We start from the raw sequence: 13,748 nt of genomic DNA on the forward strand, positions 1-13,748 counted from the left end.
CCCGCGCGGCGGTCCCGGATACCTTTATGGCATGACCGGCTTGCTCTCCGTGCCCAGTTTCGCCGCCGACCTGCCTGCCGTCCTGGCCAGGTTCCGCGGCGGCCAGACCCGTGCCTTCAGCGTCGGCGACGGCGTACCCGACATGGTTGTGCTGACGTACGACGAGTTCGAGGACCTGGGCGGCGAGGGGAAGTTCCCCGTCGGTGACGAGGTCGTCGAGCCCAGCGCTCTTGCCACGCGCCTGCCCGGTCTGATCGCCGACCTCCGCGCCGGGACAGCAGCTCCAACCGTCTGGGGCGAGGAGGGCGAGCCGGAGGCTGTGCTGCTGTCGACACCCGACTACCGAAAGCTCCGCGGCGACGACGAGCCCCCGGCTGGGGTCGTGGACGACCCGACGCAGCGCACGTACACCACCGAGCCGCTGCCCGGCAGCGTGCCGATGACGATGGACGAGATCGCAGCCCTCATGGGCCCGGAGGCGATCGAGGAGCTCGAGCGGCTCCGCCGCGAGGACCGCGAAGCACCGTGAGCAGCGAGCGGCTGTGAACAGCGAGGCCCAAGGTGGGTTCCCGAGCTCCCGGCCAGGTGCGACCCAGGCGATCGATGTCCACAACTCGGGGGTTGGTCCCGACGCCGCCGGCGCGTCCGGACCGACGTACGCAATCCTGCTCGCACCCGACTTCGAGGCGGACCTGCGGCGACTGGCGGACGAAGACCAGCGGACCGGGTCCCGCCTGCAGATCGCGGTGATCGGCCTGGTGAAACAGCTCGCGGAGGGACGGACCGACGGGCACCACTGCCTGGGGTACGAGCCGGGCAAGGGCGATCTGCGGGACTGCGTGACCGCCTACGTGCGCTCGGGCCGCGAGTCGAAGGCCGACTACCGGCTGGTGTTCCGGGAGATTGGCGCCGAGAACGCAGGCGGCAAGCCTCGGCGCGAGTTGCTGGCGATCAGGCCTCGGCGCGGGGCGACCGACGCCTACGCTCACGTCTGCGCTCGGCTGAAGCGACATCCCTCTGATCGGCAGCCTGGACTGAACCGCTTCGGGAACCGGCTGCCCGGGCGGCGTGACAGCGAGTCCGGACGCCAAGCCGAGCTGGACACCAAGCGCGCGATTGCCCACGCGTGGGCCGGGCAGAAGCCGCTGGCGACTTCGCGTCCGTTGCGTGGAACGCCCATCCAGGCGCGGGCGCCTGGACGTGGGCCGAAAGTGGGGCAGTCGATCGGTTCGCCGAGCGGGACGGGCTGGCCGGAGCGGAGGTGATCACCTGCGCACAACCGACTACCCCTCCGGGCGCTCACCTGTTTCGCGCCACAGCACGCGCACTCGGCGCGCATGGGGTGAACACGTGCGCGCAACCGGCAACACCCCCGCGCGCTCACCTGTTCCACTTGAAGCGGGCGACAGCACGCGCACCCGGCGGGCGGCAGCCCGCATGCGGCTCGCAAAGGGCGGGCGGGAGCACGGCACGCAGCGAGCGCCAGCGAGCGGAGGGCCGCGCGTGGGTGAACACCTGCAGGCAACCGACGGCCGCTGCCCGGGCCTACCTGTTTTCGCCCTGAAGCGGGCGACAGCACGCGCACCCGGCGGGCGCCAGCCCGCACACGCGCAAAAAGAAGGGCGGGTGGGAGCACGGCGTGGAGCGAGCGCCAGCGAGCGGAAGGCCGCGCGTGGGGGAACCACACCAAGCCCGCATAAGGTGAGCAGGTGTTTGTCGTGATCAGGTTCAGGGTGGCCGAGGGTGCTCAGGTGGAGTTCGGGGAGCGGCTGGCGGCTGCTGTGGAGGTGTTGTCGCGGCAGAAGGGGTTCGTGGCGGCGCGGACCGGGCGGAACGTGGACGATCCGGAGCTGCTGGCGTTGAGTATGGAGTGGGTGAACGTCGGGAGTTACCGGCGGGCGTTGTCGCCGTACGAGGTGAAGCTGGTGGCGGTGCCGTTGCTGTCGGAGGCGCTCGACGAGCCGTCGGCGTACGAGCTGCTCGAGGACGGGTCTGGCGGGGTTGACCTGCTGTTGTAGCAGGTACCTTGCGGATGCGACGCGGAGGACCCCGGCCCGTTAGCCTGGACCCTTCCGTTCTACCACTCGTGTCAGTTACTGGAGTCGAAAAGTGCCCGTGGATACCGTCGATGCCGTCGTCAGCCTCAGCAAGCGGAGGGGCTTCGTCTACCCGTGCGGCGAGATCTACGGCGGTACCCGGTCGGCGTGGGACTACGGACCGCTCGGTGTCGAGCTGAAGAACAACGTCCGCAACCAGTGGTGGCGGGCGATGGTGACGAGCCGCGACGACGTCGTCGGCCTGGACTCCTCGGTGATCCTGCCGACGAAGGTGTGGGAGGCCTCGGGCCACCTGCAGGAGTTCGTCGACCCGTTGACCGAGTGCCAGTCGTGCCACAAGCGGTTCCGTGACGACCACCTGCGCGAGGACTACGCGCGGCGGAAGAACAAGGACGCCGACGAGGTCAAGCTCGACGAGATCGCCTGCCCGAACTGCGGCAACAAGGCGACGTTCACCGAGCCGCGGATGTTCAACGGGCTGCTGAAGACCTACCTCGGCCCGGTCGAGTCCGAGGAGGGGCTGCACTACCTGCGCCCCGAGACCGCCCAGGGCATCTTCGTCAACTTCGCGAACGTGATGGGTACGGCGCGCAAGAAGCCGCCGTTCGGTATCGCCCAGGTCGGCAAGAGCTTCCGCAACGAGATCACCCCGGGCAACTTCATCTTCCGCACGCGCGAGTTCGAGCAGATGGAGATGGAGTTCTTCGTCGCGCCGGGCTCGGACGAGGACTGGCACGAGTACTGGTTGAAGGCCCGCTGGGACTGGTACACCGGCCTCGGGCTCAACCCGGACAACATGCGCTTCTACGAGCACCCGAAGGAGAAGCTCAGCCACTACAGCAAGCGCACGGTCGACATCGAGTACAAGTTCAACTTCGGCGGCAAGGACTTTGACGAGCTCGAGGGCATCGCGAACCGGACCGACTTCGACCTGTCCACGCACTCGAAGCACTCCGGCGCCGACCTGTCGTACTTCGACCAGGAGAAGGGCGAGCGCTGGACGCCGTACGTGATCGAGCCGGCCGCGGGCCTGACCCGCAACGTGCTGGCCTTCCTGCTCGACGCCTACACCGAGGACGAGGCGCCGAACGCGAAGGGCGGTGTCGACAAGCGGACCGTGCTGCGCTTCGACCCGCGGCTCGCGCCGGTCAAGGCCGCCGTGCTGCCGCTGTCGCGCAACGCTGACCTGTCCCCGAAGGCCAAGGACCTGGCCGCCGAGCTGCGCCAGGCCTGGAACGTCGACTTCGACGACGCCGGCGCGATCGGCCGCCGTTACCGTCGCCAGGACGAGATCGGTACGCCGTACTGCATCACCGTCGACTTCGACACCCTCGAGGACCACGCGGTGACGATCCGCGAGCGCGACTCGATGAAGCAGGAGCGCGTCGCCCTGACCGAGGTCACCGGGTATCTCGCCCAGCGCCTGGTGGGTTGCTGACCATGTCCTTCCGTACGACGTCCGCGTGGCTCGGTGCCGCGCGTGTGCTCGCGGTCGGCGCGGCCGCCGGACTGCTGCTCGCCGGGTGCTCCGACGACCCCACACCCGACGCGGGCAGCACGCCGCCCCCGTCGGCTCCCTCGTCCGCGCCCAACAGCGCGCCGACCAGCGCACCGATCCCGACCGCGTCGACGCCGTCGCTCACCCCGCTGCCGAGTCCGTCGAAGCCGTGGCCCACGCCGAAGGTGACCGGTACGCCGGACTCCGACGCCCCGCTCGCCGACCGGATCCGGTTCGCGATCTCCCGGCAGGTCCAGGTCGGCGCCGGCCGCTCCGCGACCACCAAGGTGACGTGTCCGGGCATCGACGACGCCGACACCCCGGGCAAGCACAGCCTGACCTGCACGGTGAACTACGCCGGCAAGGCCTTCACCGGTCAGCTGACCGTCGAGGCCAAGCAGTACACGGCGACGTACAAGTTCACCTCGGAGTCGGTCGCGGTCGTGAAGGCGAAGGTCGTCGACGCGGTGCAGCGGGCGGCGTCGGGCGCGGCGAAGGTGACCTGCACAATGGATGACGTGACCGTCGTCAAGCGCACCGCCCAGGGCATCGCCTGCGACGTGACGACCGTCGACAACGCCGTCGTGCCGTACCGGGCGCAGATCTCCGGCAACGGCCAGATCCTCGTCGCCAAGGCCTAGGTCATGCTCAAGCTCGGCAACCTCACCATCGACACCCCCGTCGTGCTCGCGCCGATGGCCGGGATCACCAACGCGGCGTACCGCCGGCTGTGCGCGGAGCAGGGCGCCGGGCTGTACGTGTGCGAGATGATCACGTCGCGTGGCATCGTCGAGGGCGACCAGAAGTCGCTCGACATGCTGACCTTCGACGAGCGCGAGACCGTGCGTTCGGTGCAGCTGTACGGCGTCGACCCGGTGTACGTCGGGCGCGCGGTCGAGCTGCTGTGCTCCGAGTACGGCGTCGCGCACGTCGACCTGAACTTCGGCTGCCCGGTCCCGAAGGTGACCCGCAAGGGCGGCGGCGCCGCGCTGCCGTGGAAGCGGAACCTGCTCGGCGCGATCCTGCAGTCCGCGGTGAAGGCGGCCACGCGGTACGACGTACCGGTGACGATGAAGACCCGGATCGGCATCGACTCCGCGCACCAGACCTACCTGGACGCCGGCCGGATCGCCGAGGAGTCGGGCGCGGCCGCGATCGGGCTGCACGGCCGGACCGCCGCGCAGGCGTACTCGGGTCAGGCCGACTGGACGAAGATCGCCGAGCTGGTCGAGCACGTGAACATCCCCGTGCTCGGCAACGGCGACATCTGGGAGGCCTCCGACGCGCTGCGGATGGTCGCCGAGACCGGGTGCGCCGGCGTGATCGTCGGGCGCGGCTGCCTCGGGCGGCCGTGGTTGTTCCGGGATCTCGCGGTCGCCTTCGCCGGTGGAGAAGCGCTCAACCTGCCGACCCTCGGCGAGGTGTCGACCGTGATGCGCCGCCACGGTGAGCTGCTCGCGGGGCTGATGGGCGAGCAGCGCGGGCTGCGCGACTTCCGCAAGCACGTCCCGTGGTACCTGAAGGGCTTCCCCGCCGGCGGCGAGCTCCGCGCCGCCCTCGGCATGGTCGACTCACTGGCCCGCCTGGACGAACTGCTCACCCAGCTCGACCCGAGCGCGCCTTTCCCCGTCGCCGAGCTGGGCGCCCCCCGCGGCCGCCAGGGCTCGCCGCGCGACCACGTCGTCCTGCCCCACGGCTGGCTCGACGACACCGACGGCCTCAACACCGACCTGGCCGACGCCGAGATCGGCGTCTCCGGCGGCTGATCGCTGCCTACAGCAACAAGTCGGCCTGGGCGCGGAGCTGATCGAGGACGACAGGGTCGAGGTGCCCGGGGACGAGGCGTTCCTCGAAGTTCTCCGTACCGGCCCAGGCCTCGAGGGCATCCGGAGTGGTGAACCCGAGCTGGGCCAGCAGGTCGGCCACCTCGTCGGCGAGCTTGCCTTCCAGCGGTAGCAGTGCGGCCGGGTCGGGCTTGCCGAAGTACAGGTCGTGGAGGGTGAGCAGGCGGCCGAGCTCCTCGACCGGAGTGCGGTGGTCGTCGACGCGAAGGTCGATCGCGATGTCGAGCTGACCGCCGTACGCCGCGCCGGCGCGCCAGACGCGGAGGGCAGCGCCCTGCCGGCCGCGGCGGTCGCCACCGGCCTGGTCCCCGGCGGCGAGGGACTGCAGGAGGCGGTGGGCGAAGGGCTCGTCGGAGAGGTCGCGCCAGGTGTCCGCCATCGCTTGGACGACGTGCGGACCGGCGAGGATATTGCCCTGAACAGCGAAACCGTTGCCCGCGATGCCACCGGCCCAGTCCATGCACTCCGGCCCGGTGTAGGTCGCACCCCGGCCCGCGGCGTCGACGATGCCGACCTGCCGGCTGTCCCGCCCGTCGTCCGCCGCGGTCAGTCGCTCAACCACGTCCGAGGCCGAGAGCCCGTCGGCCAGCAGATCGAGCCCGTCCGGCCCGTACGACAGGTTCGCCGACGCCTGAGTCGCCACCGCACCGGCGTCTGCCCGGCCCAGGGCACGACCGCCCCGACGGCCAGGAACTTCGAGGCCACTGCCACACCCCACGACGCCGACCCCACGTCGTACGCCACGATCGAGAACGTCATTCGCCGGTTCCTTCCAGGTCTGAACGGGCCGGGAGCAGTTTAGGCTCGGCCCATGGCGAGCACACCGGACGAGACGCGTGACGGGGTCGACCTGACCAACCTCGATCAGCCGTTGTTCGACGGCGCGGAGGCGACCAAGCGGGATCTCGTCGACTACCTCGACGCGGTGCACGAACGGATGCTGCCCGAGCTGCGCGACCGGCCGCTGACCGTGAAGCGGGTGCGGCCGCGGCAGCAGCCGTTCATGCAGAAGAACGTTCCCAAGTACACGCCGGAGTGGGTGAAGACCGTGACGCTGTGGGCGGAGGCTTCCAAGCGCGAGGTGTCGTACGCGCTCTGCGACGACCGCCGGACGCTGCTCTGGTTCGCGAACCAGCGGGCCGTCGAGTACCACCCGACGCTGATGCGCGCCGACCGCTGGGACCGGGTCACCCACCTCGTGCTCGACCTCGACCCGCCGGAGGGCGACGAGACGTTCGGGCTCGCGGTCCAGGCCGCGCACCTGGTCCGCCAGGCGCTGACCGACTCCGGGCTGAAGGGCGCGGTGAAGACGAGCGGCGCGAAGGGCGTGCACGTCTACGTCCCGATCGACGACCAGATCTCGATCGAGGACGCCGCCGCGGCCACCCGCGCGATCGCGGCCCGCGCCGAGCGCGTCGACCCGGCCGTCGCGACCACGGCGTACATCAAGGAGGACCGCGGCGGAAAGGTCTTCGTCGACTCGACCCGCGCCGGCGGCGCGACGGTCGTCGCGGCGTACAGTCCGCGGATCCGGCCCGGTACGCCGGTGTCGTTCCCGGTCGGGTGGGACGAGCTGGACAACGTCTCACCCCGCGATTTCACCGTACGAAGCGTGCCGGGCCTGCTCGCGTCGGCCGATCACTGGGCCGAGGAGCTGCCCGCGCCGCAGGCCCTCCCGGAGGACCTGCTCGAGGAAGGGCGGGCGATCCCGATCGCTCGCGTCGTCGCCATGCACGAGGGCAAGCGGCGGGCCAAGGCGCGACGGGAGGCCGAGGAAGGCTGACTCCTGTGCCTGGTGGGGTTGGTCGGCAGTCTCGCTAGTTCTCCGGGCTGGTGGTGAGGTCCAGGGCGCGCTCGCGGACGTCCGGGGCAGGGTGGTTGCGGAGGGCAACTAGTAGGTTGCGCCAGGCCGGTTGCCAGCCGGAGCGGGGGCCGGCGGTGGCGATCAGGCTCTGCAGGAACAGGCCGGCGGTGAGATCGGTTCGGGTCGACAAATCGACGGCCACGGCGACCACGTCCTGTGGGGTCCAGTGGGCAGAGTCGGTGGAGAGTCTGGCTGCGACGAGGTCGGCGGCTGTTGCCGCGGCCAACGGTCTGGTGGCGACCTCGTTGCCGAGGGCATCTAGGTCCTGGGCGAGCGTAGGCCAGTAGAGGGCTGTGGTCAGGAGCTTCAGGCGGAGCTGCAGGTACGGCGGGTCGGTGAGCTCGTCGGCGACGGGGCGCAGCGACTGGCGGGCTTCGATCGATCGATGGGCCAGGTTGCTGACGAGCCGATCGACGAGTGTGGTGAGGCGTTGGCGGGCGGGGTGATCGCGATCGGGGAGGGCGTTGAAGACCTCGGGGTTGTTCTCCAGGCGGACGAGCAGCCGGACCGAGCCGACGAGCTCGTCGAGACCGCGGTCGGGATTGGTGGCGACGACACCGACGAGAGCGGAGGTGGCGCTGGTCCAGGTGCGGGAGCTGAGGTCCGTGATGAAGGCCGCAATGACGGGAGCAGCAGCGTTGTTCCAGCTGGCCCAGTGCTGCAGCGCCAGTACGGCGGCGCGGGTGACCTCGGGCTCGGCCCGGTTGGTCACGGCGATCAGCAGGTCGGCGTACCGGGAGCGGTACTTGCCGGCGAGCCCGTACGGCGTGCGCTGCGTCAGGACCGTTGCCGTGGCGGCGCTGTCGTGGACGGCCTGCTGGAGCAGGGCCCAGCTGGCCGGCTCGTGCAGGAGGTACTGCGACGCGGCGCTGGTGATTGCGGCCCGGACGTCACGGTGGGCGTTGCTCCAGGCGTCGGTCAGTACGGCGGCCGCTCCGGGGGCGCGGAGTTCGCCGAGGAGACGGGCGGCTTCCTTACGGGAGGTGACTTTGACGCCGTCGCCGGTCAGGACCGGGTGGAGGAGGGCGGGGAGGGTGCTCGGGCGGACGAAGCGGGCTACTCGGGTGGCGGCGTAGACCGCTACGCGGGCGCGGTCGGTGCCGGCGTACTGGAGGAGGACGGGCAGGGCGAGCTGTGGCTGGTCGGACCAGGAGAGGGCGCGGAGGGCGGCTTCCTGGAGGAGGACGGCGCCGGGCTCGGCAGCGCTCGCTTCTGCCTCGGGTGTGGTCGCGTTGGGGAGGTAGGGCTGGACGGCGGCTGGGCCGATGGTCGGGAGTTGGCCGAGCATGAGGATGGCCTCGGCTCGGGTCCATTCGGGGAGGCGGGAGTCATCGGCGACGGCGGCGACCACTTCGGCGTACCGGCGGTGCTGACGGGGGAGCCAGCGGCGGAGCGTCGAGCCGCCGACTCGCCAGGGGGCGTGGTTCTTGGTGAAGAGCTGGCTGCGGGCGGGATCGGCGAGGACGGCGTCGAGGAGATCCGTGCGGACCGTCACGATCGCCGACCACACGGCGTCCCACTGGGCCATGCCGAGGTCGCGGTCGATGATCCGGCCGACACGTTCGGCGCGGGTCGCCGTCGGCTGGAGCCAGTGCGAGGCGGCGGTGCCGACGGTGAACTCCTGGTTGGACCAGAGCGCCACCTCGAGCAGTCCCTGCAGGTGATCGTTGCTCCAGGCCCGTTTGTCGAACGCGGTGGAGACGGCGAACAGCAGCTGGAACTCGGTGCGCTCGGCGGCGCTGTCCAGGTACGGGCGGAGCGCGTCGTACACGGCGGCCTCGCGGCCGCGCGGGAGTCCGTCGACGATACCGTCGAGGTCGACCCGGCCGCGGTTCTGGGTGAGCGCGGCGTGGGCGTCGAGGCCCCAGCCGAGCAGGGCCGATTGGTTGCGCTGGGCCCCTTGGTGGATCGCCTGGCGGGCGAGCTGCGTCAGCGCTGCGCGGCTCGGCCAAGAGGTGTCGCGGGCCTCGAGTGCGTCGGTGAGCAGGGTCTGGAGCGGCTCGACGAGGTCGTCGTTGAGTACGGAGGGTGGGAGCGCGGCGGCTGCTTCGAGGACTGACTGGCGGACCGGGTCACGGTCGTTGCGGACGCGGGTTGCCCAGGTGAGGGCCTGGTGGACTGACGCCGGCTGCCGGGATCGGCCCGCGGCGTGGACGACGGCGCGGTAGACGGCGGCGCGGTCGGCGGCTTCGGGTCGGGTGATCTCGGGTTCGAGCAGGGCTGATGCTTCGTCGTAGGGGAGGTAGGAGGTGATGTCCCAGCGGCGGTGCGATTCCTCGGCGATGTCGGGGAGGGTGAGCATACGGCGGGCTTGCTCGGTGCGCGTTGCTTGTGGCAGTACGTCGAGCAGGTCGCCGGGGAGCTGTTGCAGCTCGACGTCGGCGGTGACCGCGGTGAAGACGCCGGCTCGGCGGGACGGTGGGAGGTCGCTGAGCAGGCCGGCGAGTCCGGCGCTCCCGCCCCAGAGTGCGCGGCCGAGGGCGGTGAGGTCTTCGTCGGAGTAGCGGTGGAGGCGGCGGCGGACTGCTGGGGTGAGGGCTCTGGGGAGGGTGCTTGCTCGGTCGGGGGAGAGGAGGAGGGTGAGTACGCCGGTGGGGTCCAGGTCGATCAGGCGGCCGAGGACCTTGACGACTGCCCAGGGGAGGTTGTCGGGGGCGATGGCTGCCTTGATCAGGGTGAAGGCTCGTGGTGCGTCGTGGTCGAGGGCGGCGGTGACGCCGTAGCCGACGCCTTGCCACCACTCGTCGCGGTCGGATCCGGTGGGGAGGGTTTCCGTCGCATGGTCGAGGACTGGCTGCGGGTGCCGACGGGTGAGGCGTTCCCACTGGCCGGGGGCTAGGCAGTAGGCGAGCTCGGGGAGGAGACGCCGGACGGTCTGGTCATCGGTGCTGTCGAGGAGCGCCGCGGCGTACTGGTCGCCCCAGCGGTCGCGCTGCTCGTCGATCAGGCGGGCCGCGAGGAGCTGGCGGCCGGTACGACGGATCACCTGCAGGAGGCGCGGGCGGAGGGCCGCGGGGGCGTCGTCGTGGAGGATGCGCAACTCGTCGTCGGAGACTGCGGCCGGGCCCGCCGGGCTGGGGGTGGGGCGGCGGGGCCAGTGGCCGACGGCTGCCAGGGCCTGGGACTGGACGGTGGGTTCGGGGTCGTGGAGGAGGCGTGTGACGTAGGCGGCGTCGCCGGTGATCTGGGCGATGTGGAGGCCGATGACGCGGTGGTCGGCGGGGCCGGCGGCGAGGTCGGTGAGGAGCTCGTCCAGGGCCGGGGTGCCGCGGAGTCGCAGGGCCTGCTCGGCGATCGCGCGCACGCGTTCGCCGTACGGGAGGGGATCGATCGACCGGAGGAGGTCAGCGGCTCGCATGGCGCCCATCCTGCCCACCTCGGGTGTCAGGTCGGCCAGGGGTCGCCGAAGTCGGTGTTGCGGGCGGCGCGGTAGAGGGGGCCTTGGCGCTTGGAGACGATCTCCTCGCGCAGTTCGCCGGTGTCGGTGCAGAGGCGGAGGGAGACCAGGCCCTTGCGCTGCTGCGGGTGGCGGAGGACGCGGTTGGCGGCTTGGCCGCGGAGCGTCGGGCTGGTGACGACGTACGAGAACTTCTCGTCCTCGAAGCCGAGTTCGGCGCCCTTCGTACGGCGGTGCACGGCGCTGCGGTTGACGCGGCTGGTGAAGTGGCACCAGTCGCGGCCGCGCGGGATCGGGCAGGCGAGATCGTGCGGGCAAGGGGCGATCACGCTGTGGCCGGCGGCGATGAGCTGGTCGCGGGCGGCGACGATGCGTTCGTAACCGCCGGGGGTGCCGGGCTCGATCAGGGCGACCAGGCCTTGCTGGGCGGCTAGTTGTTTGACGAGATCTTGTTGCTGGGTCGGGGAGAGTTCGCTGAGGACGTAGGAGACGGTGACCAGGTCGGCGGAGTCGAAGGTGGACTGGTCGAGGCGGCCGGTGGTCCAGGTCGTGGCACGGACGGCGGGGGACTCGGCGTTCGCGGCGAGTTTCTTGCCTAGGGCAATCGCTTCGGGGACCTGTTCGAGCACGGTCACTTGTGCGAGTGACGGCCAGACGTCGGTTGCTGCCCAGACCGCGGAGCCGGTACCGCCGCCGATGTCGAGCTGCTTGGCCGGTGCGAAGTCGGGTAGTTGCAGGGCGGCCTGCTCGAGCGTCGACCGGACGGCGGCGAACGTCGCCGGCATGCGGTACGCCGAGTAGGTGATCACGTCGGCCGGCGACGCCATGATGGGCGAGGTCGCCGCCTGCTCCTCGCGGTAGCGCGTGCTGAGCCGCTGGAAGGTGCTGGTCAACTGCGCCGCCGGGACGCTGGCCAGCGCCACGTCCAATGCATTCCGCAGGTCCTGCGGCAGGTCCGCCATCTTCCGTCCTCCGTCAGCACCTACGAACCCGCAGATCCTAACGCCCCCGCCGAGGCCTGCGGCCTCGACACGGGGAGTGGCGCGGCCTACTCGGCGGGCAGCGACACCCGCATCGACGTCGCGGTCGCGAACCCGCTGCGCGGGCTGACTCCTGATGCGGCGTACGTCGCCAGCGCGGTCCGGCAGATCGGCGGGCCGGTGCTGCTCGTCGGTCACTCGTACGGCGGTGCGGTGATCAACAAGGCGGCGCAGGAGCTGGAGAACGTGGTCGGGCTCGTCCACGTGGCGGCGTTCGTGCCGGACGAAGGGGAGAGCCCGGCGGGGATCTCGGGGAAGTTCCCGGAGACGCCGTTCGGGGCGGCGGTGCGGCCGGCGCTGTTCCCGCAGGCGGACGGGACCCAGGCGCCGGAGCTGCGGCTCGATGCGGCGGCGTACCCGGAGGTGTTCGCGGCGGATCTCCCGATCGAGGTGAGCCGGGTGCTCGCGGCCAGCCAGCGTCCGGTCGCGGCTCAGGGGCTCGAGGAGGAGTTCACCGGTGAGCCGGGGTGGAAGAAGCTGCCGAGCTGGACGCTGATCTCGACCCAGGACCAGGCGATCCACCCGGAGGCCCAGCGCTTCATGGCCGAGCGCGCGGGCGGTACAACGGTCGAGGTCGAAGGGTCGCACTCGGTCGCGGTGTCGCAGCCGGAGGCGGTAGCCGACTTCATCCTGAAGGCGCTCAGCTAGCAGTTCGTCCAGGCGCCGGGCGAGGTCCGGCGGCGCTCAGCTAGCAGCCGGGTCGACCTGATCCGGCGCGGGCGCGAGGTCCGGCAGGCCGGCGGCGGTGCGGAGCTCTGCGTACGCGATGGCGAGTTTCGGCAGGGTGTAGTGCGCGTTCAGTCCGCTGGGGTTCGGGAGGATCCAGACCTGGGTCGGGCCGATCGTGCGGTTCTGCCGGCCGATGGCGGCCTTCGGAAGGCCGAAGGCGTCGCGGTAGGCGGTGACGCCGACGACGGCGAGCCAGTCGGGGGCGAACTCGAGCACCTTGCGCTCGAGGTTCTCGCCGCCGGCGCGGAACTCGGCCTTGGTCAGTTCGTCGGCGCGGGCCGACGGGCGGTCGACGACGTTGGTGATGCCGAGGCCGAGATCGAGCAGTTCGGTCTGCTCGGCGGGTTTGAGCTGACGGGGAGTGAAGCCTGCCTGGTGGAGTGCGGGCCAGAAGCGGTTGCCGGGGCGGGCGAAGTGGTGGCCGGTTCGGGCCGAGAGCAACCCGGGGTTGATGCCAGAGAACAAGACCTTCAGCCCAGGTCTGATCAGATCCGCCAACTCCTGCATCCCCACACCCTAAGGCGCTCACCGACTTCGTTCGGCACGAGTGTTGATGTCAACCCAGGGTTGACGTATTGAGATTGTCAACCTAGGGTTGACGGCATGACTCCCGGACCAGATCTTCAGCAGCTCATCGACACCATCCGGACCGACACCGGCAGCGATGACGAGCTCGCGCAGCTCGCGGTCGCGGCCGGCACGATCAGTGACCTGACCGCGACCTCCGACGCCGCGCTCGGCTACTTCGTCGACCGCGCCCGCGGCGCCGGCAAGTCGTGGGTCGAGATCAGTTCCGTGCTCGGTGTCAGCAAGCAGGCCGCGCACAAGCGGTTCAACGACTCCTGGCCGGCCAAGCTCGATCTCAACAGGTTCACCCCGCGGACCCTGGCGGTTGTGAAGGCCGCCTCCGAGGTCGCCCGCGATCGTGGTCAGGGCTTCGTCGAGACCGAGCACCTGCTGCTCGCGCTGTTCACCGAGCCGTACTCGCTGGCCACCAAGCTGCTCGAGAACGCCGACATCACCGAGACCGAGGTCGTGGCCTCGGTCGACCTGGCGGTCGAGCCGGCCGTGCCGCTCGAATCCATCCCGGCCGAAGGTCTGCCGATGACGCCGCGGGCGTCGCACGTGATCGGCCATGCGGCCGAGGAGGCCTTCCTGCTCGGCCACAACTACGTCGGCACCGAGCACCTGCTGCTCGCCTTCTACCACTACCCGAGCGGTGTCGCGGCCAAGGTGCTGAACCAGCTCGGCCTGACCGAGGAGGAGGCGCGCGACGGCGTCCGGGCCGCGCTGGAGGAGCTGACCAAGGGCAAGTAGTT

General features: G+C 70.8%; 13 protein-coding genes and 1 pseudogene. 9 read left to right on the top strand and 5 right to left on the bottom strand.

The window, feature by feature from the left end; all coding sequences use genetic code 11:
- The first annotated feature begins 31 nt into the window (after positions 1-31).
- The 6 genes from ACLQ2O_RS28175 (at position 32) to dusB (ending at position 5,321) form a co-directional block, all read left to right on the top strand.
- Positions 32-529, top strand: coding sequence for a hypothetical protein (locus tag ACLQ2O_RS28175; RefSeq protein ID WP_425836863.1), 498 nt, complete (start codon positions 32-34; stop codon positions 527-529).
- A 13-nt stretch (positions 530-542) separates the two neighbouring features.
- Positions 543-1,265, top strand: a complete 723-nt coding sequence (locus ACLQ2O_RS28180) for a hypothetical protein (RefSeq protein WP_425836866.1) — start codon at positions 543-545, stop codon at positions 1,263-1,265.
- Between the two features lie 453 nt (positions 1,266-1,718).
- A complete protein-coding gene (locus ACLQ2O_RS28185) occupies positions 1,719-2,018 on the top strand; it encodes an antibiotic biosynthesis monooxygenase family protein (protein WP_425836868.1) in 300 nt (99 codons plus the stop codon).
- Positions 2,019-2,109: 91 nt separating this feature from the next.
- A complete protein-coding gene (locus ACLQ2O_RS28190; protein WP_425836871.1) occupies positions 2,110-3,495 on the top strand; it encodes a glycine--tRNA ligase in 1,386 nt (461 codons plus the stop codon).
- Positions 3,496-3,497: 2 nt separating this feature from the next.
- Positions 3,498-4,196: a hypothetical protein gene (locus ACLQ2O_RS28195; RefSeq protein WP_425836874.1), complete on the top strand. Its 699-nt coding sequence runs from the start codon at positions 3,498-3,500 to the stop codon at positions 4,194-4,196.
- Between the two features lie 3 nt (positions 4,197-4,199).
- Entirely contained in the window at positions 4,200-5,321 is a 1,122-nt protein-coding gene (gene dusB / locus ACLQ2O_RS28200) for a tRNA dihydrouridine synthase DusB (protein ID WP_425836877.1), read from the top strand.
- Between the two features lie 7 nt (positions 5,322-5,328).
- On the opposite strand, the gene ACLQ2O_RS28205 is transcribed toward dusB, so the two are convergent.
- Positions 5,329-5,481: a putative peptidoglycan binding domain-containing protein gene (locus ACLQ2O_RS28205; protein ID WP_425837813.1), complete on the bottom strand. Its 153-nt coding sequence runs from the start codon at positions 5,479-5,481 to the stop codon at positions 5,329-5,331.
- Positions 5,482-5,628: 147 nt separating this feature from the next.
- Positions 5,629-6,158 (bottom strand): annotated as a pseudogene (locus ACLQ2O_RS28210) (DUF1028 domain-containing protein); the annotation flags it as partial.
- Positions 6,159-6,210: 52 nt separating this feature from the next.
- Between ACLQ2O_RS28210 and ligD the strand changes: the two are divergent.
- On the top strand, positions 6,211-7,182 hold the full coding sequence (gene ligD / locus ACLQ2O_RS28215) for a non-homologous end-joining DNA ligase (protein ID WP_425836880.1): 972 nt from the start codon (positions 6,211-6,213) through the stop codon (positions 7,180-7,182).
- 34 nt (positions 7,183-7,216) lie between these two features.
- Here ligD and ACLQ2O_RS28220 read toward each other — a convergent pair whose 3' ends face one another.
- Together ACLQ2O_RS28220 and ACLQ2O_RS28225 are read right to left on the bottom strand one after the other, a co-directional pair.
- Positions 7,217-10,621: a HEAT repeat domain-containing protein gene (locus ACLQ2O_RS28220; RefSeq protein ID WP_425836883.1), complete on the bottom strand. Its 3,405-nt coding sequence runs from the start codon at positions 10,619-10,621 to the stop codon at positions 7,217-7,219.
- Positions 10,622-10,647: 26 nt separating this feature from the next.
- On the bottom strand, positions 10,648-11,622 hold the full coding sequence (locus ACLQ2O_RS28225; RefSeq protein WP_425836886.1) for a small ribosomal subunit Rsm22 family protein: 975 nt from the start codon (positions 11,620-11,622) through the stop codon (positions 10,648-10,650).
- 144 nt (positions 11,623-11,766) lie between these two features.
- Here ACLQ2O_RS28225 and ACLQ2O_RS28230 point away from each other — a divergent pair, with 144 nt between their 5' ends.
- Positions 11,767-12,348: an alpha/beta hydrolase gene (locus ACLQ2O_RS28230; RefSeq protein WP_425837816.1), complete on the top strand. Its 582-nt coding sequence runs from the start codon at positions 11,767-11,769 to the stop codon at positions 12,346-12,348.
- Positions 12,349-12,384: 36 nt separating this feature from the next.
- On the opposite strand, the gene mug is transcribed toward ACLQ2O_RS28230, so the two are convergent.
- Positions 12,385-12,936, bottom strand: a complete 552-nt coding sequence (gene mug / locus ACLQ2O_RS28235) for a G/U mismatch-specific DNA glycosylase (protein ID WP_425836889.1) — start codon at positions 12,934-12,936, stop codon at positions 12,385-12,387.
- A 96-nt stretch (positions 12,937-13,032) separates the two neighbouring features.
- On the opposite strand from mug, the gene ACLQ2O_RS28240 reads away from it, so the two are divergent.
- The gene (locus tag ACLQ2O_RS28240) at positions 13,033-13,746 is read left to right on the top strand and encodes a Clp protease N-terminal domain-containing protein (protein ID WP_425836892.1); all 714 of its coding nucleotides are present in this window, start codon (positions 13,033-13,035) and stop codon (positions 13,744-13,746) included.
- Positions 13,747-13,748 lie beyond the last annotated feature (2 nt).

It is taken from the genome of Kribbella sp. DT2 (genome assembly GCF_049844575.1).
In the GTDB taxonomy this organism is placed as follows: domain Bacteria; phylum Actinomycetota; class Actinomycetes; order Propionibacteriales; family Kribbellaceae; genus Kribbella.